Source organism: Actinocorallia lasiicapitis (genome assembly GCF_054778695.1).
This window is the reverse complement of record NZ_BAAGZI010000062.1, coordinates 1-21734: the sequence shown is the minus strand read 5'-3', so window position 1 is coordinate 21734 and position 21734 is coordinate 1. Positions and strand designations below refer to the sequence as shown.

Below are 21734 nucleotides of genomic sequence, written 5' to 3'. Positions count from 1 at the left end.
CGCGCAGCCCGCGATGCTGCCGCCGAGCCACGAGCCGCCTCCGCCCGTCGCGCCGCTCTACCCGCCGCCCGCCCAGGGCGGCCAGGGACGGTCGGGCAACGCGGTCAAGTACACGCTGCTCGCCCTGGTGCCCGCCCTGGTCATCGGCGCGGCCGGGTTCGCGTTCCTGAAGAGTTCGGGCGCGGAGAAGGAGCCGATGACGGCCGCCCAGCCGGCCGTCAGCACCGTCCCCTCCGCGGAGCCGACCGCGGCGTCCCCCGAACCGCCGGCCCCGTCGCAGACCCCGTCCCCCGAGCCGTCCAAGGCGTCGACGGCCCAGTCCGCCGACAACATCAAGACGGACCAGAAGCTGTCGCTGTCCCGGTTCTTCGGCGGCAAGCGGATCCGGGTGAGCGCCCGCGCCTTCGTCCAGGACGCCCGCTCCCTCAACAACCGCTGCGACTACACCGCCCAGGGCAAGATGATCAAGGCTCTGAAGGACGGCAAGTGCGAGGGCGTGGCCCGCGCCACCTACCTCACCAAGGACAAGCGGATCGGCGTCACGGTCGGCGTCGTCGCGATGCCCACCAAGACGATCGCCGAGCAGACCAGGGCGCTGGCCAACCCGACCAAGCGCGACTGGTTCCTGGGCCTGCCCGGCAAGCACACCAAGAACGTCATGGACGCCGGCGGCTACGCGGCGACCGGCTCAGCCGGCCGCTACGTCCTGTACGCCTACGTCCGCTACATCAACGGTCCCGGCCCCACCAAGGCCAGCTACAAGGAGCTCACCAAGGTCGCCGAGGGCTTCCTGATCTACCTGAACCAGCCCCTGGCCTCCTGACGCGCTCAGGTCAGGCCGGGCTGCCCAGGGTTTCGGCGGGCTCCGGTTCGGTCTTGGGCGGCAGCGTGCGGACCCTGCGGGTCTCCAGCGCCCGCGCGGCCAGCGCGTCGTCGGCGGGGTAGGCGATCTCGACGAGGGCCAGCCCGTGGGCGGGCGCCACCTTCACCGCGGAGTCCCGGACGCCCGCCAGCAGCACCTCGGCGGGCCACTCGATCGGCTTCCGGCCGTCGCCGACCGACAGGATCGCGCCGACCAGCGCACGGACCATGGAGTGGCAGAACGCGTCCGCCTCGACGGTCGCGACGGCCAGCCGTTCGCCCTGGCGTTCCCAGTCGTAGCGCAGCAGCCGCCGGATGGTCGTCGCGCCCTCGCGCTTCTTGCAGTAGGCGGCGAAGTCGTGTTCGCCGACGAGCAGGGCGGCGGCGGCGTTCATCCGGTCGAGGTCGAGGGGGCGCGGATGCCCGACGGTGTCGTGGCGGTCCAGCGGTGGCACCCCGGTCGGGTCGTCGCAGACGCGGTAGGAGTAGCGGCGCTGGAGCGCGGAGAACCGGGCGTCGAACCCTTCGGGCGCGACGCGCACGGCCGTCACCCTGACGTCCGGCGGCAGCACCGCCGACAGCCGCCGGGTGATCGCCCCGTTGACCTGCTGGTAGGCCGGGTAGGGCAGCACGACGTGCGCGACCTGGCCGGTGGCGTGGACTCCGGCGTCGGTCCGTCCGGCGACGGTGAGCATCGGCGGCGGATCCAGTCTCATGATCTTCGCCAGGGCGTCCTCGATGGTGCCCTGCACGGTGCGCTGCGCGGGCTGACGTGCCCAGCCCGCGAAATCCGTCCCGTCATAGGTGATGTCGAGCCGGAGCTTCACCAACGCCGTCATGACCCTGCTTTCCCGTGCCCCCATGGTGTCCGCGGCCATTCTGTCAAAGGAATCAGGCCCTGCGGACGCCGGAAGCCCCTGCCCGCCATTCCAGGAAGGCCCTTTACCCGCTGGCCGGTAGCGGTCGGTGACTTCCCACGGAGCAACGAAGATCGACAGGCTTTCCCCTGATCTATTCCTGGGGGTCTGTGGTGGATTGGCGCGTACCCGGTGTGACCGAGCTTTCGGAGCTCGGCGCCGGCGCTCAAGGACGGGTGGTGCTCGGCCGCCGCCCGGACGGGACCCGCGTCGCCGTCAAGTACCTCAACCCGGGCGCCGCGGGCCGTGCCGAGTTCCGGCGCGAGGCCGAGATCCTGGCGCACGTCGCGAACCCGCACGTCGCGCGGCTGCTGGAGTATGTCGAGGACGAGGACGGCTCGGCGATCGTCATGGAGGCCGTCGAGGGGGTCGCGCTCCGCAGGCTCCTGACCGAACGCGACGAGCCCCTGCCGCCCGAAGCCGCCCTGACGATCCTCAAGGGCTCCCTGCTGGGCCTGGCCGCCGCCCACGACCTCAAGATCGTCCACCGGGACTTCAAGCCTGCCAACATCATCGTCCAGCCGGACGGCGAGAGCCGCCTCATCGACTTCGGCATCGCCCTGCTGGCGGGCGAGGGCGACCGTTCGGGCACCCCCGCCTACATGGCCCCCGAGCAGTGGGCGGGCGACGCCGCCTCCCCCGCCACCGACGTCTACAGCGCGACCTGTGTCTTCTTCGAGTGCGTGACGGGCCGCGTCCCGTTCAAGTCCGACACGGTCGTCCAGCTCCGCGCCGCCCATCTCGCGTCGCCGCCGCCGGTCGATCTGGTGCCCGAACCGCTCCGCCCGCTGGTCGAGGCCGGGCTGGCCAAGGCGCCCGAGTCCCGTCCGCCGGGCGCCGCCGAGTTCGCCGACGAGCTGGAACTCCTGGCGCGGGAAACCTACGGCGAGGACTGGCAGTCCCGCGGCACCGAACTGCTCGCCGCGTCCGCCGCCACCCTCTCGGTCGCGTTCCCCGCGGCCGCCCTCGCCGCCAAGGGCGTCCTCGCGAAGCTGGCCGCCGGAAAGTTCGCCCTGGGCGCCGCCGCCGTCGCCACGACCGCGGTCATCATCACCTCCCTGCTCACCTGGCCGGAGAAGAAGCAGATCCGCCCCGCGTGGCGGCTGTCGGGGATCGTCCCGACCAGCGATCTGGTCGCGATCGGCGACGTCTTCGCGTTCTACGGAGCCAGAGAGGGCGGAGCCTTCGAACTGATCACCGTGGACGCGCGATCCGGCAAGATCCGCTGGCGGGCGCCCGTCAACGCCTCCTACACCCGCGACGCCAGCGGCTTCGCCCCCCTCTACAACTTCAAGGACGCTGACAACGACGACACGATCGTCTTCCAGCGCCGCCTGCCCGGACCAGCCAACCGGCTCGTCGAGATCGTCAGCGTGGACGCCAGGACCGGCAAGGAGCAGTGGGTCTACGGCAAGGGCGGCATCCGGATCATCACCGAGCCCTTCTGGTGCGCGAAGGAGAAGATCTGCCTCACCCGCCGCGACCTGGAGTCCGGTGTGGAGAACTCCCGTGCCCTCGACCCGCGCACCGGCAAGGAGGTCGCGGTCTCCCAGGCCGTCGACGGGCACGCGCTGGGCATGGGCCTGTTCGCGTCCCCCGCGCTCGACTCCATCATGCGCATCGACACCGACGGCACGCTGTACTGGAAGCGCCCCACCAAGGAACTGATCGGCCGGACGCTCAGCATCGACGCGGGCTGGTCCGTGGGGAGCTACGACGGCGAGTCGTTCTACCTGCGGATCGGCGGTCCTGACATGTATCTGAAGGACGGCTCCTACGACTACGCCAAGGGCTTCACCCTCAGCATCGACCACAAGACCGGCAAGCTGCTCTGGCGGGACAAGGGCAGCCGGCACTGCGGCACCCTGGGCGGCGACGTCACGCATCCCGTCCGCTGCCGGGTCGTGGGCCGCAAGTTCTACGGCGCCAACGAACGGATGGAGATCAAGTCCGTGGTCGTCGAGGGCTTCGACCACAGGACCGGCAAGACGACCTGGACCTGGAATCCCGGCCCCGTCACCGGCCTGGTCGAATCCGACGCCACCGTCCTCGCCGTAGACGAGAACATCTACCTGGTCCGCACCTCGCAAGGCGTGTTCCGCTTCGACGCGACCAAGGCGGGCGCGGCCCCGGCGACCGGCGCGCAGATCGGCTGGTGCTGGACGCAGGGCCGGCTGCACACGGCACAGGGCTCACCGACCGGCGACTTCGGCTACACCTACTCGCACAACCATCCGTGCAACACGGCCGGCCTCCGGCTCGACGTCCCCGTGACCACCCCGTCGTTCGCCGGCGAGCAGATCGGCGACATCTTCGCCTGGGCCGACCTCGACGGCATCCACGCCGTCCACGCCCCGCCCGCCAAGCCCGTCCCGACCCTCACCCCCTCGGGAACCCCCACGGCCTCCGCCACCCTGACCCCAGGCTCCTAGAGCCCCAGTTTCGCGACGGCGCGGTCGACGATCACGCGCGGGATCGCACCGGAGTTCCCGCTGTAGAGCAGGAGGAAGGTGTCCCCGAACCGGATGTAGAGCCGTGCCTGGCGGAAGCTGAAGGGGCCGGAGGTGTAGGTCGATCTGACCTGGACGGCGCCGTCACCGAGCCCCGGCACGTTCCGGGTGGAGTAGCGGTAGGTGTACGAACCGTTGCCCGTGGCGCCCGACCACACCCCCGTCACCTTCGGGCAGCGCTTGTGGAAGCCCTTCAGATAGACCATGGCCTCCTCGCCCACGCCCGGCCGGAACAGCAGGACCCGCTCGCCCACGGAGCGCGCCTTCCCGTCGGTGAAGTTCGCGTAGGCGTACGGGCCGCTCGCGAAGAAGGCCTCCAGCGCGAGCGACTCCCGCGCGCAGGTCGGCCTCGTGTCCGGGATCCCGTAGGGCGCGTTCTTCATGGTGCCGTTGCCGGGCTTCACGCCGGCCGGCTGCGGCTGCGGCTTCCACGGCTTCGGCAGATCCTTCGCCGCGATCAGATAGGGCAGCAGATCGGAGCCCTGGTCCGCTCTGAGCCCGCCGGTGCGCTGCTCGGGGACGCTCGCCGGGGTGACGTCGAACGTGTCCACCTCGGCTTCACGGGTCAGCAGCAGGACGCCGACGACGGCGAGCGGCACGGCCGTGCCGACGGACAGGCCGAGAGCGAGCTGGACGAGGGGACGCATCGGGCCCTTCCGGGGGACTTCCGGGAGATCGGAAAGGACCAGGCTAGAGCTAGGGGATCTTGGCGCGGGGCGCTCTGGCCGGAAAAGGACGAGCCCGCCGCCCCGGAAAGGGGACGGCGGGCTCGCGGAGCGGAACGCCTTACTCGGCGGCCTTCTCCTCAGTCTTCTCCTCGGCCGGAGCCTCGGTGGTCTCAGCGGCGTCCTCGACGACCTCGGCGGCGGCCGGAGCCGGCGCCTCGGTGGCCTTGCGGACGGTCACGCCGGAGACCTGCTCGGCGACGAGCTCGATCACGGCCATCGGCGCGTTGTCACCCTTACGGGGGCCGATCTTGGTGATCCGGGTGTAGCCACCGGGACGCTCCGCGAAGTGCGGGCCGATCTCGGTGAACAGCTTGTGCACGACACCCTTGTCACGGATGGTCTTGACCACCAGACGACGGTTGTGGATGTCGCCCTTCTTGGCCTTGGTGATCAGCTTCTCGGCCAGCGGACGGAGCCGGCGGGCCTTCGCTTCCGTGGTGGTGATGCGGCCGTGCTCGAAAAGCGACGTGGCGAGGTTCGCCAGGATCAGCTTCTGGTGCGCGGCGGACCCGCCGAGACGGGCACCCTTGGTGGGCTGAGGCATTTCTCTGTCCTTTTCCGCTCCGGCCGGATGAGGTACCGGAGTCAGTCGTCCCGGCCGTATGAGGAACCGGGAGCGGTGAGGCGGGGACCGGTCGGTCCCCGCCGTCACGCCCGAGGAGCTTCGCTCCCCAAGCGGGCGCTAGTACTGCTCGGTCTCCGCGTACGACTCGTCGTCACCGTCGCCGTAGGCGTCGGCGGCGGCGGTCGGGTCGAAGCCGGGAGGCGAGTCCTTGAGGGACAGGCCCATGTCGTGCAGCTTCTGCTTGACCTCTTCGATGCTCTTGGCGCCGAAATTCCTTATATCGAGGAGGTCCTGCTCGGAACGGGCCACCAGCTCGCCCACCGAGTGGATGCCCTCGCGCTTGAGGCAGTTGTAGGAACGAACCGTCAGGTTCAGCTCCTCGATCGGCAGCGCGAGGTCGGCGGCGAGCGCGGCGTCCGTCGGGGACGGGCCCATGTCGATGCCCTCGGCCTCGACGTTCAGCTCACGCGCCAGGCCGAACAGCTCGACCAGGGTCTTACCGGCGGACGCGACGGCGTCACGCGGCAGCATGCAGTGCTTGGTCTCGACGTCCAGGATCAGACGGTCGAAGTCGGTGCGCTGCTCGACTCGGGTCGCCTCGACCTTGTAGGTGACCTTGAGGACCGGGCTGTAGATGGAGTCGATCGGGATACGACCGATCTCCTGGCCCGGCTGCTTGTTCTGGGTGGCGGAGACGTAGCCGCGACCGCGCTCGACGGTCAGCTCCATCTCCAGCTTCGCCTTGCTGTTCAGCGTGGCGATCTTCAGGTCGGGGTTGTGCACCTCGACGCCCGCCGGCGGCGCGATGTCCGCGGCGGTGACGTCACCCGGGCCCTGCTTGCGCAGGTACATGACCACCGGCTCGTCGTGCTCCGAGGAGACCACGAGCTGCTTGAGGTTCAGGATGATGTCGGTGAGGTCTTCCTTGACGCCCGGCACGGTCGAGAACTCGTGCAGAACGCCCTCGACCCGGATGCTGGTGACAGCGGCGCCGGGGATCGAGGAAAGGAGGGTGCGGCGGAGCGAGTTGCCGATGGTGTAGCCGAAACCCGGCTCCAGCGGCTCGATGACGAACCGGCTGCGGTACTCGTCCACCTGCTCTTCGGCAAGCGACGGACGCTGTGCGATCAGCATGCGTTTCTGCTTTCTGTCGGGCCGCCCGCTATTTGACGGCCTTCAAAGGGGTTACCCCCCGAAGTCATATTTCTATGTCTTCGGGGGGCGGTGGCTCTGTCCAGAACCCGGTAAAGGGTTACTTGGAGTAGAGCTCGACGATCAGCTGCTCCTGCACCTGGGTGTCGATCTGCTGGCGAACCGGCAGCGAGTGCACCAGGATGCGCATCTGCTCGGGGACGACCTCGAGCCAGCCCGGGACGGTCCGCTGACCGGCCTCGGCCTTGGCCACCGCGAACGGGGTCATCTCGAGGGACTTGGTGCGGATCTCGATGATGTCCTTCTCGGACACGAGAGCCGACGGGATGTCGAGCTTCCTGCCGTTGACCACGATGTGGCCGTGGCGGATCGCCTGACGCGCGGCGTCGCGGGACTTCGCGAAGCCGGCCCGGAAGACGACGTTGTCGAGACGGCGCTCGAGCAGGGTCAGCAGGTTCTCACCCGTCTTGCCGCTCTTGCGGTTCGCCTCTTCGTAGTAGTTGCGGAACTGCTTCTCCAGCACGCCGTAGATACGACGGGCCTTCTGCTTCTCGCGCAGCTGGGTGTTGTACTCGGACTCCTTCGGCCGACCGCGGCCGTGCTCACCCGGGGGGTAAGGACGGATCTCGATCGGGCACTTCGGGCCCTCGCACTTGCTGCCCTTGAGGAACAGCTTGGTCTTCTCGCGACGGCAGAGTTTGCAGTCGGCGCCGGTGTAACGAGCCATATCTCTCTATCTCCTACTCAGACCCGGCGGCGCTTCGGCGGACGGCAGCCGTTGTGCGGCACGGGGGTGACGTCCTGGATCGAACCGACCTCGAGGCCCGTGGCCTGGAGGGAGCGGATCGCGGTCTCGCGGCCGGAGCCGGGACCCTTCACGAAGACGTCGACCTTGCGCATACCGTGCTCCATGGCGCGGCGGGCAGCGTTCTCAGCGGCCTGCTGAGCGGCGAACGGGGTGGACTTACGGGAGCCCTTGAAACCCACGTGGCCGGAGGAGGCCCAGGAGATCACATTCCCGTTGGGGTCCGTGATGGAGACGATCGTGTTGTTGAACGTGCTCTTGATGTGGGCGTGCCCGTGAGCGACGTTCTTCTTTTCCTTGCGGCGCAGCTTCTTAGGTGCGCCCTGGCGGCTCTTAGGAGGCATTGCTTTTGTTTTCTCCAGAGGTCATCACTGATGAGGGAACTGCTGTCGGAGTCCCTCAACCACCGAACGGAGTCCTGAGAGAAGGTCTCCGCTGGTCCCGTAGAAGGACCGCTCCCCTCTACGGGGTTACTTCTTACCGGCCTTCTTCTTGCCGGCCACGGTCTTCTTCTTGCCCTTGCGGGTACGTGCGTTGGTCTGCGTACGCTGACCGTGCACGGGGAGCCCGCGACGGTGGCGGATGCCCTGGTAGCAGCCGATCTCGATCTTGCGGCGGATGTCGGCCTGCACCTCGCGGCGCAGGTCACCCTCGATCTTGAAGTTGGCGTCGATGTACTCGCGCAGCGGGATCAGCTCGTCATCGGTGAGCTGGTGCACCCGCAGGTCACCGGAGACTCCGGTGGCGGCGAGGGTCTCGAGCGCACGGGTGCGTCCGATGCCGAAAATGTAGGTCAGCGCAACCTCGAGCCGCTTTTCGCGGGGGAGGTCGACACCGGCGATACGTGCCATATCGGGCAGTGTCCCTTCTTACTTGGCGGAGGTCCTACCGACCGCGTCCCCGTCCCTGCCCAGGGCGGGCCCCAGCCTCCGACTGGGGGTCATCGACCGGTTTCCCTTCCGGGACCTGGTCGACTGCGGCCTGTTGTTTTGTTGTCGTCTTCAGACGTGCCCGAGGACTTTCGCCCTCGAAGCTGCCTAGCCCTGACGCTGCTTGTGGCGCGGGTCCTGGCAGATCACCATGACGCGGCCGTGCCGGCGGATGACGCGGCACTTCGAGCAGATCTTCTTGACGCTCGGCTTGACCTTCATTGGGTCTCCTGATCAGTTGCTCAGGGTCATCCCCGCCCAGCCAGGGCGGAGAAGGCAACCCCAATCGGTTTACTTGTAGCGGTAGACGATGCGACCGCGAGTGAGGTCGTAGGGCGACAGCTCCACGACGACACGGTCATCAGGCAGGATCCGGATGTAGTGCATCCGCATCTTGCCGCTGATGTGCGCGAGGACCTTGTGCCCGTTGTCCAGTTCCACCCGGAACATCGCGTTCGGGAGAGACTCGACGACAACGCCCTCGATCTCGATGGCGCCTTCCTTCTTGGCCATGGCCTCCGCGCTTCGCTGCTCGGTTACGTCTGTCCTCCCCGGAAGGACACGCGTCCGCCCACCTGCAAAGGAAGGGTGAACTCGAATCCCCCAGGGACGTCCAGTTGCGTCTCGGCGAGACACCGTGAAACCCTGCCACCAAGTTCGAAACATCGTTCGAATACTCAGGGCATAGCAGGTCTGACACTGGACCGAATGATGAGTCTACGCGACACCCCGCCAATTACGAAATCAACCCTCGCAACCGCTCCGGGCCCCGCCACCACTCGCCCCGAGGCTACCCGCCCCCGGCAGCGCGAAATTCCGTCCCGCCGTCTCCGGCGACCGGACCGTCCCGCGCCCCCGAGGCTTCGCGGGAACCAGCCTGGCCGGAATCGACCAGATCATTCGGAAGTTTCAGGTCATGACCGTCCGCGAAAGCGCCCGATCGCGTCGCGGAGCAGGGAAGCGAGCGGGCGCGCTAGGGCATTACGGCTTTCCCGGTGCCGTCCGGCGTTGTACGTTTCCAACATGGCGGCTTATGAGTTCGAACTGGTCTTGAGCAGACCAGTCTTCGAGCATGAGCTCGACCAGTTGTTCGAACGCACCCAGGGCTACGTCACCGTAGCGTGCGTCAGGGGCCCCGCGGAAGTGACCGGACCCGGCCATGCCCGCTGCTCCTGGGAGGCGAAGACCCTGGCCAAGGCCATGATCGAAGTCATCCTGATCACCGAGTCGGCCACCACCGACCTGACGGTCCGCCGCGCCGAGGCCGACCCTCTCCTCGCCATGCGCGAGATCGCCGACCGTGTCGGCCGCACCGTCGAGTCCGTCCGGCTGGCGGTGACGGGGCAGCGCGGCCCCGGCGGCTTCCCCGCCCCGGAGACCCACCGCCTCTGGCGCTGGTCCCAGGTGGCCGCCTGGTACGGCATCACCGACCCCGTCTTCGAGGAGTCCGGCTCCACCACCCGGGCCATCAACGGCTGGCTGGCCCTGCGCGAGGTGGTCCCCGAGGTGGCTCCTGATCCGCGTCATCTGCTGTCCGCCCTCACCAACGCGACCCGCGCCACCGCCTGAACCGGTCAGGCGACGGCGGCGCGGAAGTCGGCGAGACCCGTGGCGTCGGGGTGGCCTGAGGAAACGACGGTCGTGATCAGGCTGGCCTGGGTCTCCGGCGGGAGCTGCGCGAACTGGAGGGCCAGGGCCGCCGGGCCCTGACGTTCCAGCAGCGACAGCAGGTTCTCGGCCAGGATCAGCGCCGCTTCGGCCTCGGTCAGCTCCTCGGGGGTGACGGCCCCTGAGTCGGCGAGCCGGACCAGCGCGTACGGCGCCAGCCGGGGGTCGTCCCGCAGGGTGAAGAACAGGCGGGACCCGTCGGTGAGGTCGGCGCCGAGGGTGTCGAGGAGCAGCGCGGCGCGTCCGTGGAACGGGCACGCCCGGACGGCGTCCAGCAGCGGAGCCACGTCGCCGCCGTTCACGGCGAGCCAGCCGGACAGTTCGGCGCGGGCCGTGTCGGGCGGGTAGTGGTCGGCGAGGACGCCCAGCAGCGCGGCCGCCGGCACCTCGGCCAGCTCCCCGACGCGGCCGGCCTCCCGCCCTTCGGCCAGGTAGTGGTCCCGCATCACCGCGGTCCCGAGGCCGGACAGGCAGATCTTGTCCCCTTCGGCGGTGACGGCCCCGAACAGTGTCAGCGCCGCGATGATCCCTTCGAGGCCGTTCAGCACCCCGGCATGGACCAGATCCCGTTCGGACGCCCTCGCCGGCACCCCGGGCAGCTCGTTCCGGACGCACGCGTGCCAGATCGCCTCCGCCACCCGGCCCTCCGCCAGGAACCCCTGCCCGTACAGGGTGTGCAGCAGCTCGGTCACCGCCCACCGGTACAGCTCCCGGAGCTCCCCTTCGCCGGGGAACACCCCGTTCGTCACCAGGAACGCTCCGAACACCCGCCGCCAGACCTCGACCGGGTCCTCCCCCGGCAGCTCGTCGACGGCCGCCGCCCACTCCCGGTGGTAGGCCAGCCCGGGCCCTTCGCGGCGCCACCGCGTCAGGGCGCCGGCCGCGGCGGCCCGCTGCTCGTCGTCGTCCGGGACGTGCACGGGCAGCTGCGGCGCCTTGCGCACCTGCGGCCCGTACCGCCGCTCGCTCATTCCCCTGGTCAGGACGCTCGGGTCGATCTCGGTCCGCCCGTCCCTGATCTCCTTGAGCAGCCGTGCCACGGCCCGGTGGTCGGCCGGGTCGATCCCCCGCTCGAACGCCGCCGTCATCACGATCTCCGCGGGCCCCGGCTCCCGAGGCGCGTTGATCAGTTCCGTGTACCGCGCCCCGATCACCGCGATCTCGGCCAGGGACTCCCCCGCCGTCGCCCCCCGCGGATCGAGCAGCCCACCGTCCCCGAGAAACCCGATCAGCCCCCGCACCGCCCCAAGAATCTTCCCCCCGTCGAACGCCGCCGAGGCGACATTCGACGGAAACCACTCGACGAGCAGCCGCCGCACCTCCTCAGGCGTCCACCACCCGAGCCGCCCGTCGGTGCTGAGATGCCGGAACTCCAGCGCCCGCCGCACGAACTCCCGCGCCACCGGCTCCCCGCGCTCCTGCGCCCACCGCGCGCACCCCCGCTCCAGCAGCCCCGCGACCTCGGCGAACTCGTCCTTCTCCGCCACCTCAAGCCACATCCGCATCCCACCAAACTACTGACCCCCACCCCCGCCCGCCCCGCATTCCCAGGGTTGACCACCCCCCAGAACACGCCGCGAAGCTCCCGGCAGTCAGCCCGGGAACGCGTCAGGCGATCGCGGATACATCGCCGTCCTCGAAGTGAATTTCTTGATGTAGCCGCCCACCGAGGGCACCTGCGTAGCGGATCAGAATCTCCTGCCCGGAGATCTTTCCCTGCTCGATCTGCGAGATCCGCCCTTTGCTGACGCCCATGCGCTCAGCGACCTGCTCCTGGGTCAGCCCGCGCGACCTACGGATCTCACCGAGCCTGTGTCCCAGTACCTCCGCGAGCAGTTCGAGTTTTCCCGCCTCGACGGCCGCCTCACCGCCGGCCCGTTCGACCTGCTCGGCACGGATATCGCTCCACCGGGTGTACCCACTCATAGAGCCCCGCCTTCCTCTTCCGCACGCGCCCTCAGGTAGGCGCCGTAACGCTGCTCAGCGATGGGAATCGCCTCGTCGTACCAGGCATTCCATCGCCCGGCCTTGTCACCCGCGACCAGCAGGATGCTAGATCGCCATGGATCGAAAACGAACAGGATGCGCACGGTCCCGGCACGCAGCTCCTTGAGGTTCTTGATCGCCGAAGCCTCGACGGTATCGACCAACGGCCGGCCCAGGCCCGGCCCTCCCTCGGCGAGCGCGTCGATCGCCTGCACCACCCTTCGATGAGCACCGTCATCGAGCCCATCAATCCAGGCACGCACCTCGTCGACGACATAGACGTCCCACTCGCCCTCCATCATGCCCAAAGTTTAGCGATCGGTAAACCGGGCTGATGGTGAAAACGGTAGAGAGGAATCCTGCGGGAAGGGGCGGGTCAGGAGTCTTTGTCGGGGCCGAAGATGGTGGCGGCGAGGAGGACGGCGCCCCAGGGGCCTGCGACCCAGAGGAACCAGGGGTAGATGAGGGAGGCGGTGCCGATGCTGGTGATCAGCCAGATGGTGAAGGTGACGAGGTTGACCGAGGCCCAGCCGGTCCAGGAGGCGCGCAGGCCCGTGCGGTAGACCTGGACGCCCTTGGCGTTGGTCCTCTTCACCGGCTTCGAGCTCGCCGACGACGCGGGGACCGGGAGGTCGTAGGCGTCATGTTCGGGCAGGTCGGAGGTGAGCTGCTGGAGGCCGCCGAGGGTGCGGGCGGCGTAGACCGCTTCGAGCCGCTCGTTCAGTTCGTCCTGGGTGAGCCGGCCGACCGCGTAGTTCTCGCGGAGGACCTCGGCGTAGCGATCACGGTCCGTGTCGGACGCTCGCATGTCGGGGTTCTGCGACATCCCGGACTCCTTCGTCGAAAACCGATCTCAACGCCCAGTCTAGTGATCGTCGGGGAAACCCCACCAGCGAAGGACGCGGCAGTTCGGGACGGTCAGGACAGCGCGGCGAGGCGGGCGGTGCCGCCGTCGAGCGCGGTGAGCACCTGCGGCCCCGCATCGGTGATCGCGACGGTGTGCTCGAAGTGGGCGGAGTACTTTCCGTCCTCGGTGACGACGGTCCAGCCGTCCTCGAGCTCGTCGGTCCCGGGCTTGCCGAGGTTCACCATCGGTTCGATCGCGAAGACCATGCCGGGGCCGAGTTTCATCCCGGTGCCGCGCCGGCCGATGTTCGGGATGAACGGGTCCATGTGCATCTCGGTGCCGATGCCGTGCCCGCCGTAGCCCTCGACGATGCCGTAGCGGCCCTGAGAGCGAACGTAGGACTCGATGGCATGGCCGATGTCGTTGAGAAAACCCCCGGCCTGGCAAGCCGCCAGGCCGCGCCACAGGGATTCCTCCGTGACGTCCAGAAGCTTCTGGACGTTCGCGGGCACCTCGCCGACCGGGACGGTCACGGCGGCGTCGCCGTGCCATCCGTCGACGATCGCACCGCAGTCGATGGAGACGATGTCTCCGTCCCGCAGGATCTTGTCGTCCCGCGGGATGCAGTGCACGATCTCCTCGTTCACCGAAGTGCACAGGGTCGCGGGGAAAGCGGTGATCGGCCCGGGTACGCCGATGAAGGAGGGCGTGCCGCCGTTGCTCCGGATGTTCTCCTCGGCGAGGCGGTCCAGGTCCTTGGTCGAGACCCCGGGCTTGACGGCCTGGGCGACCAGCGCGAGGGTCTCACCGACGAGACGGCCCGCGACCCGCATGAGCTCGATCTGCTCAGGCGACTTGACCTGGATGCGCGACTTCCTTCTGAACACCACTGACGAACTTCTCTTTCTGAACTAGGAACGCAGAGCGGCCAGGGCGCGCTCGGTGACCTCTTCCACCGATCCGGTGGCGTCGATCCCGACGAGCAGCCCTTCCTTGTCGTAGAACGACACGATCGGCGCGGTCTGTTCCTCGTAGACGTCGAGGCGGTGCCGGACGACGTCTTCCTTGTCGTCGTCCCGCTGGAAGAGCCGGCCGCCGCAGTCGTCGCAGACGTCGTCCTGGCCCTCGTCGAACTCGACGTGCCAGATCCGTTCGCACGTCGAGCAGGTGCGACGGCCCGAGAGCCGCCGGATCACTTCCTCGTTGTCGACACGGAGCTGGAGGACCTTGTCCAGGTGCAGGCCGTCTTCGGCCAGCATCTTTCCGAGGGTCTCTGCCTGGGGGACGTTGCGGGGGAAGCCGTCCAGCAGGAAGCCGCCGAGGGCGTCCTCCTGGTGGATCCTGTCCCGGACCATGGCCACGGTGACCTCGTCCGGGACGAGGTCACCCTTGTCCATGTACTGCTTGGCGAGAACGCCGAGCTCGGTTCCGCCGCTCACATTGGCGCGGAAGATGTCACCTGTCGAAATCTTCGGGATCGACAGATGACTGGCGATGAACTGGGCCTGAGTCCCCTTACCCGCTCCGGGGGGCCCGACGAGAACGATGCGCATCTACCGGAGGAACCCCTCGTAGCTGCGCTGCTGGAGCTGCGATTCGATCTGCTTCACGGTGTCCAACCCAACGCCGATGATGATCAGGATGCTGGTGCCACCGAAGGGGAACTCGTTAGCGGTCTTGAGCACCGCAAACGCGATCATGGGGATCAGGGCGACCAGACCCAGGTAGAGCGCACCGGGAGCGGTGATCCGCGTGAGGACGTAGTCGAGGTACTCAGCGGTCGGCCGCCCCGGACGGATACCGGGGATGAACCCACCGTACTTCTTCATGTTGTCGGCGACTTCAGTGGGGTTGAACGTGATGGCCACATAGAAGTACGTGAAGAAGATGATCAGCGAGAACGTGATCAACATGTTCACCCAGTTGTCCTGGCGCAGGTACGGCAGGATGTTCTTCTGGAGGAACTCGTTGTTGGGCCAGAGCTGCCCGGCGAGCTGCGGGAGGTACAGCAGCGACGACGCGAAGATCACCGGGATGATGCCGGCCTGGTTGACCTTCAGCGGGATGTAGGTGGAGGTACCGCCGTACATGCGGCGTCCGACCATGCGCTTGGCGTACTGGACGGGGATCCGCCGCTGCGCCTGCTCCACGAACACCACCGAGGCCACGATGCACAGGCCCACCAGGATGATGATCGAGAAGACGAAGCCGCCCTTGTCCTTGAAGATCTGCAGGAACTGCGACGGGAACGTCGAGACGACCGTGGTGAAGATGAGGATCGACATACCGTTGCCGATGCCCCGGTCGGTGATCAGCTCGCCCAGCCACATGATCACAGCGGTGCCCGCCGTCATCGTGATGACGATCGTCACGATGCCGAACACGCCCTGCGAATCGGGGTAGAGCAGGTTGTCCGCACCTTCGGCGCCCTGGAACAGGTTGCCGGTGGCGGCCATGGCCACGATGCCCGTCGACTGCAGGATCGCCAGACCGATGGTCAGGTAGCGGGTGTACTGCGTGATCTTCGCGGTACCGGCCTGGCCCTCTTTCTTGAGGGCCTCCAGCCGCGGGATCACGACGGTCAACAGCTGCAGGATGATGCTCGCGGTGATGTAGGGCATGATGCCCAGCGCGAAGACCGACAGCTTGAGCAGCGCGCCACCGCTGAACAGGTTGACGAGCGAGTAGATGTCCTTGTTGCTGCCCGAGGTCGCGCTGTCCAGCGCGTCCTTGACGGCACCGACGTTGACGCCAGGCGCAGGAAGCTGCGAACCCAGACGGAACACCGCGATGATCAGCAGCGTGAAGAGTATCTTCTTACGCAGGTCGGGCGTTTTGAACACCCTTGCGACAGCGGTGAGCACCATTCCTCCTGCGCGATTACCTGGTCAGACGGCGCTGGTCGAAGCCAGTCAGCCGAAAAGTTCAATAACTGGATGGCGTGCCTCACAGAGCACGCCCCGTCGAATGCTAACAGCAGACGGAAGCAGGGCTGACCCTCCAACGACGGACGGTGGAGGCCGGTTCCCGTTTTCCCGGACTTCTGGAACAGCGTCCGGTGTCCGCGCCCCGTCACACTACCCGCAACGGACACAGAACCCGTCCGTACCGCCGCGGAACGGACTAGGGCGGGCTCCCAACGGGAACCCGCCCTAGACCTCAGAGACTTGCTCAGACCTGCTCGGCGCTGCCACCGGCAGCGGCGATCTTCTCCTTGGCGGAGCCGGAGAAGGCGTTCACCTTCACCTGCACCGCGACGGAGATCTCGCCCGTGCCGAGGATCTTGACCGGCCGGTTGGCGCGCACGGCGCCCTTCTCGACCAGACCCTCGACGGTGACCTCGCCGCCCTGCGGGAACAGCTCAGCCAGCTTGTCCAGGTTCACGACCTGGAACTCGACCCGGTTCGGGTTCTTGAAGCCCTTGAGCTTCGGCACCCGGCGGATCAGCGGAATCTGGCCGCCCTCGAAGCCGACGCGCACGGTGTTCCGGGCCTTGGTGCCCTTCGTACCGCGACCAGAGGTCTTACCCTTGGACGCCTCACCGCGGCCCTTGCGGACCTTCTTCTTGTGGGCACCCGGAGCCGGCTTGAGGTCGTGGATCTTCAGAGCGTCGCTCATGCGTCCACCTCCTCAACGCTCACCAAGTGAGCAACGGTGCGGATCAGGCCGACGACCTCGGGCTTGCCGGCGCGGACGGTGGAGTCACCGATGCGCTTGAGGCCCAGGGTCCGCAGCGAGTCCCGCTGGTTCTGCTTCTCGGAGATCACGGACTTGATCTGCGTGATCTTCAGTTCTTTCTCAGCGGAGGCACCCCGAAGGATGTCCGCCTGCGACTTCACGCTCACTGCGACACCTCGACCTTCGCGGCCTCGATACCCGCGGCACGCGCCCGCAGCATGGCGGCGGGAGCGACGTCCTCGATCGGCAGGCCGCGCTTGGCCGCGATCTCCTCCGGACGCTTCAGCTGCTTGAGCGCCGCCACCGTCGCGTGGACGATGTTGATGGCGTTCGAGGAGCCGAGCGACTTGGACAGGACGTCGTGCACGCCAGCGCACTCCAGGACGGCGCGCACCGGGCCACCGGCGATGACACCGGTACCGGGGCTGGCCGGCTTCAGCAGGACGACACCCGCGGCAGCCTCACCCTGGGAGAGGTGCGGGATGGTGCCCTGGATACGGGGGACCTTGAAGAAGTTCTTCTTGGCCTCTTCGACGCCCTTGGCGATCGCGGCCGGAACTTCCTTGGCCTTGCCGTAGCCGACGCCGACGGTGCCGTTGCCGTCACCGACGATCACGAGGGCGGTGAAGCTGAAGCGACGACCACCCTTCACGACCTTGGCGACACGGTTGATCGCGACGACGCGCTCGATGTACGACTGGCCCTTGTCGGCGCCACCGCGGCGGTCATCACGGCGTCCGTCACGGCCACCGGAACGACGCTCGCCGCCCTGGCCGCCTCCGCGACTGGGAGCAGCTGCCATTAGTGGTTCCTCTTCTCAGACTCGAAAGACGGGGTCACAGTGCGAGACCCCCCTCGCGCGCACCGTCCGCGACAGCGGCGATACGGCCGTGGTACTTGTTGCCGGCGCGGTCGAAGACCACGGCCTCAACACCGGCAGCCTTGGCGCGCTCGGCGACAAGCTTGCCGACTTCCTTCGACTTCGCGGTCTTGTCACCGTCGAGGGCCCGCAGGCTCTCTTCCATGGTGGACGCGGACGCGAGGGTCTTGCCGCCGCCGAGGATCGAGTCGTCGACGACCTGCACGAAAACGTGGCGGGTGGAGCGAGTCACGACCAGGCGCGGACGGACAGCGGTGCCCACGACCTTCTTGCGGACCCGCAGGTGGCGGCGCTTGCGCGACGTGGCGCGCTTGCTCGTGCCCTTGCGGAACAGGTCCTTGGTACCGGCCATGACTACTTACCAGCCTTTCCGACCTTGCGGCGGATCTGCTCACCCTGGTACCGCACACCCTTGCCCTTGTAAGGGTCGGGCTTGCGCAGCTTGCGGATGTTGGCAGAGATCTCGCCGACCAGCTGCTTGTCGATGCCCTCGACCTTGAACAGGGTCGGCTTCTCCACCGTGAAGGTGATGCCCTCGGGGGCCTTGACCAGGATCGAGTGGCTGTAGCCGAGGGAGAACTCGAGGTCCTTGCCCTTGGCCACGACGCGGTACCCGACGCCCTGGATCTCGAGGGTCTTGACGTAACCCTTGGTGACACCCTCGATCATGTTGAAGATCAGGGTGCGGCTCAGGCCGTGCAGGCCGCGAACCGTGTTGATGTCGTTGGGGCGGGTCACCGTGATGACGCCGTCGTTCAGCTCGGCCTTGATCGGCTCGACGACGGTGTGCTCCAGCGAGCCCTTCGGGCCCTTGACCGAGACCTTCTGGCCATCGATCTTTACCTCGACTCCGCTGGGAACGGAGATCGGCAGACGTCCAATGCGTGACATTGTCTGTTTCTCCTTCCGTTACCAGACGTAGGCGAGGACTTCGCCGCCCACGCCACGCTTGCCGGCCTGCTTGTCGGTCATGAGACCGGAGGACGTCGAGATGATCGCGACGCCAAGGCCACCGAGGACCTTGGGCAGGTTGTCCTTCTTCGCGTAAACCCGGAGACCGGGCTTCGACACGCGCTTGATGCCGGCGATGGAGCGCTCACGGGTCGGCCCGAACTTCAGGTCGATGGTGAGCTTCTTGCCGACTTCGGCATCCTCCACGTGCCATCCCACGATGTAACCCTCCTGCTGGAGGATCTCGGAGATGTGTGCCTTGATCTTCGAGTACGGCATCGACACGGTGTCGTGGTATGCCGAGTTCGCGTTACGCAGACGCGTGAGCATGTCTGCGATCGGGTCGGTCATCGTCATGGCCTGCTTGGCCCTCCCTCGCCGCGGTTTCCAGCTGCCCCTACGCACCCGGCCCTGTGACGGGCGGGGTTCTCGGGACCCTACGGACCTACAGCGTGGTCATGGGCACCTCTAGATTGCGGGTGCCCGGTTTGTTGTACGTACAGTACGCGACCACCCCCGCGACCGCCGAATCGGCGGCCGCGGGAATGACCTGCGTTCAATGCTGACTAGCTCGAAAAGCGGGCTAGCTTGAAGCGGGCTAGCTCGGTGCTACCAAGAGGACTTGGCGATACCGGGCAGCTCGCCGCGGTGCGCCATCTCCCGGAAGCAGATACGGCACAGGCCGAACTTCCGGTAGACCGAGTGCGGCCGGCCGCAGCGGGAGCAGCGGGTGTAGGCGCGCACGGCGAACTTCGGCTTGCGAGCAGCCTTAGCGATGAGGGACTTCTTCGCCATTTCCTAGGCCTCCTTGAACGGGAAGCCGAGGAGCTTCAGCAGCGCCCGGCCCTCTTCGTCATTCGTGGCGGTCGTCACGATCGTGATGTCCATACCACGCTGGCGGTCGACCTTGTCGACGTCCACTTCGTGGAACATGACCTGCTCGGTCAGACCGAAGGTGTAGTTGCCGCGGCCGTCGAACTGCTTCGGGGACAGGCCCCGGAAGTCGCGGATACGCGGCAGAGCCAGGGACAGCAGCCGGTCCAGGAACTCCCACATGCGGTCGCCGCGCAGCGTGACGTGCGCGCCGATCGGCATGCCCTCACGCAGCTTGAACTGCGCGATGGACTTCTTGGCCCGCGCGACGGCCGGCTTCTGGCCGGTGATCGCGGTCAGGTCCTTGACAGCGCCCTCGATCAGCTTCGCGTCGCGAGCGGCCTCGCCCACGCCCATGTTCACCACGATCTTGGTCAGACCGGGGATGTTCATGACGTTGTCGATGCCGAGCTGCTCCTGGAGCTGAGCCTTCAGCTCCTCGCGGTACTTCAGCTTGAGACGCGGCTGCGGGATCTCAGTAACGGTTTCGGTCATTTCAGATCTCCTTGCCGGTACGACGCGAGATCCGGACCTTCTTGCCGTCGACGAGCGAGAACCCGACGCGGGTCGGCTTGCCGTCCTCGAGCAGCGACACGTTGCTGACGTGCAGCGGGGCCTCGACGGTGATCACGCCACCGCCCTTGCCCTGAGCGTCGACCTTGGTGTTCTTCTTGATGAGGTTCGCACCCTCGACCGTGACGCGCTCGCGCTTCAGGTCGACGGCGATGACCTTGCCGGTGGCGCCCTTGGACTTACCGGCGATGATGACGACCTCGTCGCCCTTACGGATCTTCATTTACAGCACCTCCGGCGCAAGCGAGACGATGCGCATGAACTTCTTCTCGCGCAGCTCGCGGCCGACCGGGCCGAAGATACGGGTTCCGCGCGGGTCCCCGCCGTCCTTGATGAGCACGGCCGCGTTCTCGTCGAAACGAATGTAGGAACCGTCGGCACGACGGACTTCCTTACGCGTGCGGACGACGACCGCCTTGACGACGTCACCCTTCTTCACGCCGGCCGCGGGAAGGGCGTCCTTCACCGTGGCGACGATGATGTCGCCGATGCCCGCATAGCGCCGACCAGAGCCACCGAGAACACGGATGCAAAGGATTTCCTTCGCACCAGTGTTGTCGGCGACCTTCAGTCGCGACTCCTGCTGGATCACTTCTAACTCCTGTTTGTTCTCACCGGTTCTCCGCCCCTAGGACGGAGCCTGGCGGATGATCTCCCCCGGGATTCACCCAGGGAAGGGAGTGCGGGGAGGCGATCCCGGGAAGGGGCGCGAACCCCTTCCCGCACCGGATCGCCCGGCCAACCCGCAGGTCCAGATAATTTACTTGGCCTTCTCGAGGATCTCGACGACGCGCCAGCGCTTGGTGGCCGACAGCGGGCGGGTCTCCATGAGACGCACCCGGTCGCCGATCCCGGCGCTGTTGTTCTCGTCGTGAGCCTTGTACTTGGTCGTACGGCGGATGATCTTGCCGTACAGACGGTGCTTCACGCGGTCCTCGACGGCGACGACGACGGTCTTGTCCATCTTGTCGCTGACGACCAGACCTTCGCGAACCTTGCGGTTCCCGCGGTCCAGCTCGCCCTCGGTCGAAACTTCCGTGCTCACTTCTCGCCCTCCTCGGCAACGGTGACGATGCCGAGCTCGCGCTCCCGCATCACGGTGTAGATGCGCGCGATCTCACGCTTGACCGTGCGCAGCCGCCCGTGGTTCTCCAGCTGGCCGGTCGCGGCCTGGAAACGGAGGTTGAAAAGCTCCTCCTTGTATTCCTTCAGCTTCGTGACCAGTTCGTCTTCGGGCTGGGTGCGCAGGTCGTCAGCAATGCTGGCCATCACTCGCCCACCTCCCTCTTCACGATCTTGCACTTCATCGGCAGCTTGTGGATGGCGCGGGTGAGCGCCTCACGAGCGACCTCTTCGTTCGGGTAAGACAGCTCGAACATGACCCGGCCCGGCTTCACGTTCGCGATCCACCACTCCGGAGAACCCTTACCGGAACCCATGCGGGTCTCGGCCGGCTTCTTCGTCAGCGGACGGTCCGGGAAGATGTTGATCCAGACCTTGCCGCCACGCTTGATGTGGCGGGTCATGGCGATACGAGCGGACTCGATCTGCCGGTTGGTCACGTAGTGACCTTCGACAGCCTGAATGCCGTACTCACCAAAGGTAACCTTCGTGCCACCCTTGGCCATTCCACGACGGCGCGGGTGGTGCTGCTTACGGTGCTTAACCCTGCGAGGGATCAGCATGGAATTCAGCTCCCCTCAGGCGCCGGAGCAGCCTCGGGGGCAGCAGCAGGCGCAGCATTCTCGTTCTGACGCGGAGCGCGCTCGCCGCGCGCGCCGCCACGGGCGCCACCGCGAGCCGGACGCTCG

At 67.3% G+C, this 21734-nt stretch carries 31 protein-coding genes and 1 pseudogene; 3 read left to right on the top strand and 29 right to left on the bottom strand.

Annotated features, from left to right (window positions below):
* Positions 1 to 823: pseudogene (locus ACYVE7_RS10365) on the top strand (hypothetical protein); the annotation flags it as partial.
* Positions 824 to 833: 10 nt separating this feature from the next.
* On the opposite strand, the gene truA reads toward ACYVE7_RS10365, so the two are convergent.
* A complete protein-coding gene (gene truA, locus ACYVE7_RS10360) occupies positions 834 to 1700 on the bottom strand; it encodes a tRNA pseudouridine(38-40) synthase TruA (RefSeq protein WP_460364382.1) in 867 nt (288 codons plus the stop codon).
* Positions 1701 to 1912: 212 nt separating this feature from the next.
* Here truA and ACYVE7_RS10355 point away from each other — a divergent pair, with 212 nt between their 5' ends.
* Positions 1913 to 4210 (top strand): protein kinase domain-containing protein, encoded by a 2298-nt coding sequence (locus ACYVE7_RS10355; RefSeq protein WP_460364381.1) that lies wholly within the window; start codon positions 1913 to 1915, stop codon positions 4208 to 4210.
* Here the strand turns inward: ACYVE7_RS10355 and ACYVE7_RS10350 are convergent.
* From ACYVE7_RS10350 to infA, 8 genes are all read right to left on the bottom strand, one after another.
* Positions 4207 to 4935 (bottom strand): hypothetical protein, encoded by a 729-nt coding sequence (locus ACYVE7_RS10350; protein ID WP_460364379.1) that lies wholly within the window; start codon positions 4933 to 4935, stop codon positions 4207 to 4209. The genes ACYVE7_RS10355 and ACYVE7_RS10350 overlap by 4 nt on opposite strands.
* Positions 4936 to 5074: 139 nt before the next feature.
* On the bottom strand, positions 5075 to 5560 hold the full coding sequence (rplQ, locus tag ACYVE7_RS10345) for a 50S ribosomal protein L17 (RefSeq protein ID WP_460364378.1): 486 nt from the start codon (positions 5558 to 5560) through the stop codon (positions 5075 to 5077).
* Between the two features lie 138 nt (positions 5561 to 5698).
* Positions 5699 to 6715 carry a DNA-directed RNA polymerase subunit alpha gene (locus ACYVE7_RS10340; protein WP_344823967.1) on the bottom strand — a complete coding sequence of 339 codons (1017 nt, stop codon included), beginning with the start codon at positions 6713 to 6715 and terminating at the stop codon, positions 5699 to 5701.
* 118 nt (positions 6716 to 6833) lie between these two features.
* Positions 6834 to 7460: a 30S ribosomal protein S4 gene (rpsD, locus tag ACYVE7_RS10335; protein ID WP_460364377.1), complete on the bottom strand. Its 627-nt coding sequence runs from the start codon at positions 7458 to 7460 to the stop codon at positions 6834 to 6836.
* A 17-nt stretch (positions 7461 to 7477) separates the two neighbouring features.
* Positions 7478 to 7882 carry a 30S ribosomal protein S11 gene (gene rpsK / locus ACYVE7_RS10330; protein ID WP_460364376.1) on the bottom strand — a complete coding sequence of 135 codons (405 nt, stop codon included), beginning with the start codon at positions 7880 to 7882 and terminating at the stop codon, positions 7478 to 7480.
* 126 nt (positions 7883 to 8008) lie between these two features.
* Positions 8009 to 8389 (bottom strand): 30S ribosomal protein S13, encoded by a 381-nt coding sequence (gene rpsM / locus ACYVE7_RS10325; RefSeq protein WP_460364375.1) that lies wholly within the window; start codon positions 8387 to 8389, stop codon positions 8009 to 8011.
* A 186-nt stretch (positions 8390 to 8575) separates the two neighbouring features.
* Entirely contained in the window at positions 8576 to 8689 is a 114-nt protein-coding gene (gene rpmJ, locus ACYVE7_RS10320; RefSeq protein ID WP_106402415.1) for a 50S ribosomal protein L36, read from the bottom strand.
* A gap of 69 nt (positions 8690 to 8758) precedes the next feature.
* A complete protein-coding gene (infA, locus tag ACYVE7_RS10315; protein ID WP_123670005.1) occupies positions 8759 to 8980 on the bottom strand; it encodes a translation initiation factor IF-1 in 222 nt (73 codons plus the stop codon).
* Between the two features lie 510 nt (positions 8981 to 9490).
* Here infA and ACYVE7_RS10310 point away from each other — a divergent pair.
* Positions 9491 to 10036, top strand: coding sequence for a hypothetical protein (locus tag ACYVE7_RS10310; protein ID WP_460364374.1), 546 nt, complete (start codon positions 9491 to 9493; stop codon positions 10034 to 10036).
* Positions 10037 to 10041: 5 nt separating this feature from the next.
* On the opposite strand, the gene ACYVE7_RS10305 is transcribed toward ACYVE7_RS10310, so the two are convergent.
* The 20 genes from ACYVE7_RS10305 to rplP all read right to left on the bottom strand — a co-directional run bounded on the left by ACYVE7_RS10305 (position 10042) and on the right by rplP (position 21608).
* The gene (locus ACYVE7_RS10305) at positions 10042 to 11640 is read right to left on the bottom strand and encodes a hypothetical protein (protein WP_460364373.1); all 1599 of its coding nucleotides are present in this window, start codon (positions 11638 to 11640) and stop codon (positions 10042 to 10044) included.
* Between the two features lie 103 nt (positions 11641 to 11743).
* Positions 11744 to 12061 (bottom strand): helix-turn-helix domain-containing protein, encoded by a 318-nt coding sequence (locus tag ACYVE7_RS10300; protein WP_460364372.1) that lies wholly within the window; start codon positions 12059 to 12061, stop codon positions 11744 to 11746.
* Positions 12058 to 12423 (bottom strand): type II toxin-antitoxin system RelE/ParE family toxin, encoded by a 366-nt coding sequence (locus tag ACYVE7_RS10295; protein ID WP_460364371.1) that lies wholly within the window; start codon positions 12421 to 12423, stop codon positions 12058 to 12060. The genes ACYVE7_RS10300 and ACYVE7_RS10295 overlap by 4 nt, the downstream gene beginning before the upstream one ends.
* 74 nt (positions 12424 to 12497) lie before the next feature.
* Positions 12498 to 12947: a DUF1707 SHOCT-like domain-containing protein gene (locus tag ACYVE7_RS10290; protein ID WP_460364370.1), complete on the bottom strand. Its 450-nt coding sequence runs from the start codon at positions 12945 to 12947 to the stop codon at positions 12498 to 12500.
* 92 nt (positions 12948 to 13039) lie between these two features.
* Positions 13040 to 13855: a type I methionyl aminopeptidase gene (map, locus tag ACYVE7_RS10285; protein WP_460364385.1), complete on the bottom strand. Its 816-nt coding sequence runs from the start codon at positions 13853 to 13855 to the stop codon at positions 13040 to 13042.
* Between the two features lie 24 nt (positions 13856 to 13879).
* The gene (locus ACYVE7_RS10280; RefSeq protein WP_460364369.1) at positions 13880 to 14521 is read right to left on the bottom strand and encodes an adenylate kinase; all 642 of its coding nucleotides are present in this window, start codon (positions 14519 to 14521) and stop codon (positions 13880 to 13882) included.
* Positions 14522 to 15832 carry a preprotein translocase subunit SecY gene (gene secY, locus ACYVE7_RS10275; RefSeq protein ID WP_460364384.1) on the bottom strand — a complete coding sequence of 437 codons (1311 nt, stop codon included), beginning with the start codon at positions 15830 to 15832 and terminating at the stop codon, positions 14522 to 14524.
* Positions 15833 to 16139: 307 nt separating this feature from the next.
* The gene (gene rplO, locus ACYVE7_RS10270) at positions 16140 to 16586 is read right to left on the bottom strand and encodes a 50S ribosomal protein L15 (RefSeq protein WP_460364368.1); all 447 of its coding nucleotides are present in this window, start codon (positions 16584 to 16586) and stop codon (positions 16140 to 16142) included.
* Positions 16583 to 16813 (bottom strand): 50S ribosomal protein L30, encoded by a 231-nt coding sequence (gene rpmD / locus ACYVE7_RS10265; protein ID WP_460364367.1) that lies wholly within the window; start codon positions 16811 to 16813, stop codon positions 16583 to 16585. Before rpmD ends, rplO begins: the two co-directional genes overlap by 4 nt.
* Positions 16810 to 17448, bottom strand: a complete 639-nt coding sequence (gene rpsE, locus ACYVE7_RS10260) for a 30S ribosomal protein S5 (protein ID WP_460364366.1) — start codon at positions 17446 to 17448, stop codon at positions 16810 to 16812. The genes rpmD and rpsE overlap by 4 nt, the downstream gene beginning before the upstream one ends.
* A 34-nt stretch (positions 17449 to 17482) precedes the next feature.
* Complete coding sequence (gene rplR, locus ACYVE7_RS10255; protein WP_460364365.1) at positions 17483 to 17878, bottom strand: 50S ribosomal protein L18; 396 nt, start codon at positions 17876 to 17878, stop codon at positions 17483 to 17485.
* Positions 17879 to 17880: 2 nt separating this feature from the next.
* Positions 17881 to 18417: a 50S ribosomal protein L6 gene (rplF, locus tag ACYVE7_RS10250; RefSeq protein WP_460364364.1), complete on the bottom strand. Its 537-nt coding sequence runs from the start codon at positions 18415 to 18417 to the stop codon at positions 17881 to 17883.
* Positions 18418 to 18435: 18 nt separating this feature from the next.
* Positions 18436 to 18834, bottom strand: coding sequence for a 30S ribosomal protein S8 (rpsH, locus tag ACYVE7_RS10245; protein WP_460364363.1), 399 nt, complete (start codon positions 18832 to 18834; stop codon positions 18436 to 18438).
* A 252-nt stretch (positions 18835 to 19086) separates the two neighbouring features.
* On the bottom strand, positions 19087 to 19272 hold the full coding sequence (locus tag ACYVE7_RS10240; protein WP_460364362.1) for a type Z 30S ribosomal protein S14: 186 nt from the start codon (positions 19270 to 19272) through the stop codon (positions 19087 to 19089).
* Between the two features lie 3 nt (positions 19273 to 19275).
* A complete protein-coding gene (gene rplE, locus ACYVE7_RS10235; protein ID WP_460364361.1) occupies positions 19276 to 19845 on the bottom strand; it encodes a 50S ribosomal protein L5 in 570 nt (189 codons plus the stop codon).
* 1 nt (position 19846) lies between these two features.
* A complete protein-coding gene (rplX, locus tag ACYVE7_RS10230) occupies positions 19847 to 20146 on the bottom strand; it encodes a 50S ribosomal protein L24 (protein WP_460364360.1) in 300 nt (99 codons plus the stop codon).
* Positions 20147 to 20515 carry a 50S ribosomal protein L14 gene (gene rplN, locus ACYVE7_RS10225; RefSeq protein ID WP_344824075.1) on the bottom strand — a complete coding sequence of 123 codons (369 nt, stop codon included), beginning with the start codon at positions 20513 to 20515 and terminating at the stop codon, positions 20147 to 20149.
* A gap of 168 nt (positions 20516 to 20683) precedes the next feature.
* Entirely contained in the window at positions 20684 to 20938 is a 255-nt protein-coding gene (gene rpsQ, locus ACYVE7_RS10220) for a 30S ribosomal protein S17 (RefSeq protein WP_460364383.1), read from the bottom strand.
* Between the two features lie 26 nt (positions 20939 to 20964).
* The gene (rpmC, locus tag ACYVE7_RS10215; protein WP_460364359.1) at positions 20965 to 21192 is read right to left on the bottom strand and encodes a 50S ribosomal protein L29; all 228 of its coding nucleotides are present in this window, start codon (positions 21190 to 21192) and stop codon (positions 20965 to 20967) included.
* Positions 21192 to 21608: a 50S ribosomal protein L16 gene (gene rplP, locus ACYVE7_RS10210; RefSeq protein ID WP_460364358.1), complete on the bottom strand. Its 417-nt coding sequence runs from the start codon at positions 21606 to 21608 to the stop codon at positions 21192 to 21194. The genes rpmC and rplP overlap by 1 nt, the downstream gene beginning before the upstream one ends.
* Positions 21609 to 21734: the final 126 nt, after the last annotated feature.

What these genes read in the sequence shown, in the direction of transcription:
- rpsD (WP_460364377.1), bottom strand. Translation starts at nt 7,460, where the DNA reads ATGGCTCGTTACACCGGCGCCGACTGCAAACTCTGCCGTCGCGAGAAG.
- ACYVE7_RS10295 (WP_460364371.1), bottom strand. Translation starts at nt 12,423, where the DNA reads ATGATGGAGGGCGAGTGGGACGTCTATGTCGTCGACGAGGTGCGTGCC.
- rpmJ (WP_106402415.1), bottom strand. Translation starts at nt 8,689, where the DNA reads ATGAAGGTCAAGCCGAGCGTCAAGAAGATCTGCTCGAAGTGCCGCGTC.
- ACYVE7_RS10300 (WP_460364372.1), bottom strand. Translation starts at nt 12,061, where the DNA reads ATGAGTGGGTACACCCGGTGGAGCGATATCCGTGCCGAGCAGGTCGAA.
- rpmC (WP_460364359.1), bottom strand. Translation starts at nt 21,192, where the DNA reads ATGGCCAGCATTGCTGACGACCTGCGCACCCAGCCCGAAGACGAACTG.
- rpsH (WP_460364363.1), bottom strand. Translation starts at nt 18,834, where the DNA reads ATGACGATGACCGACCCGATCGCAGACATGCTCACGCGTCTGCGTAAC.
- rplX (WP_460364360.1), bottom strand. Translation starts at nt 20,146, where the DNA reads ATGAAGATCCGTAAGGGCGACGAGGTCGTCATCATCGCCGGTAAGTCC.
- rplQ (WP_460364378.1), bottom strand. Translation starts at nt 5,560, where the DNA reads ATGCCTCAGCCCACCAAGGGTGCCCGTCTCGGCGGGTCCGCCGCGCAC.
- truA (WP_460364382.1), bottom strand. Translation starts at nt 1,700, where the DNA reads ATGACGGCGTTGGTGAAGCTCCGGCTCGACATCACCTATGACGGGACG.
- ACYVE7_RS10305 (WP_460364373.1), bottom strand. Translation starts at nt 11,640, where the DNA reads ATGCGGATGTGGCTTGAGGTGGCGGAGAAGGACGAGTTCGCCGAGGTC.
- rpsM (WP_460364375.1), bottom strand. Translation starts at nt 8,389, where the DNA reads ATGGCACGTATCGCCGGTGTCGACCTCCCCCGCGAAAAGCGGCTCGAG.
- rplP (WP_460364358.1), bottom strand. Translation starts at nt 21,608, where the DNA reads ATGCTGATCCCTCGCAGGGTTAAGCACCGTAAGCAGCACCACCCGCGC.
- ACYVE7_RS10340 (WP_344823967.1), bottom strand. Translation starts at nt 6,715, where the DNA reads ATGCTGATCGCACAGCGTCCGTCGCTTGCCGAAGAGCAGGTGGACGAG.
- ACYVE7_RS10240 (WP_460364362.1), bottom strand. Translation starts at nt 19,272, where the DNA reads ATGGCGAAGAAGTCCCTCATCGCTAAGGCTGCTCGCAAGCCGAAGTTC.
- rplF (WP_460364364.1), bottom strand. Translation starts at nt 18,417, where the DNA reads ATGTCACGCATTGGACGTCTGCCGATCTCCGTTCCCAGCGGAGTCGAG.
- rpsE (WP_460364366.1), bottom strand. Translation starts at nt 17,448, where the DNA reads ATGGCAGCTGCTCCCAGTCGCGGAGGCGGCCAGGGCGGCGAGCGTCGT.
- ACYVE7_RS10280 (WP_460364369.1), bottom strand. Translation starts at nt 14,521, where the DNA reads ATGCGCATCGTTCTCGTCGGGCCCCCCGGAGCGGGTAAGGGGACTCAG.
- rplO (WP_460364368.1), bottom strand. Translation starts at nt 16,586, where the DNA reads ATGAGCGACGCTCTGAAGATCCACGACCTCAAGCCGGCTCCGGGTGCC.
- infA (WP_123670005.1), bottom strand. Translation starts at nt 8,980, where the DNA reads ATGGCCAAGAAGGAAGGCGCCATCGAGATCGAGGGCGTTGTCGTCGAG.
- rplR (WP_460364365.1), bottom strand. Translation starts at nt 17,878, where the DNA reads ATGGCCGGTACCAAGGACCTGTTCCGCAAGGGCACGAGCAAGCGCGCC.
- rplE (WP_460364361.1), bottom strand. Translation starts at nt 19,845, where the DNA reads ATGACCGAAACCGTTACTGAGATCCCGCAGCCGCGTCTCAAGCTGAAG.
- ACYVE7_RS10350 (WP_460364379.1), bottom strand. Translation starts at nt 4,935, where the DNA reads ATGCGTCCCCTCGTCCAGCTCGCTCTCGGCCTGTCCGTCGGCACGGCC.
- ACYVE7_RS10290 (WP_460364370.1), bottom strand. Translation starts at nt 12,947, where the DNA reads ATGTCGCAGAACCCCGACATGCGAGCGTCCGACACGGACCGTGATCGC.
- rpsK (WP_460364376.1), bottom strand. Translation starts at nt 7,882, where the DNA reads ATGCCTCCTAAGAGCCGCCAGGGCGCACCTAAGAAGCTGCGCCGCAAG.
- ACYVE7_RS10310 (WP_460364374.1), top strand. Translation starts at nt 9,491, where the DNA reads ATGGCGGCTTATGAGTTCGAACTGGTCTTGAGCAGACCAGTCTTCGAG.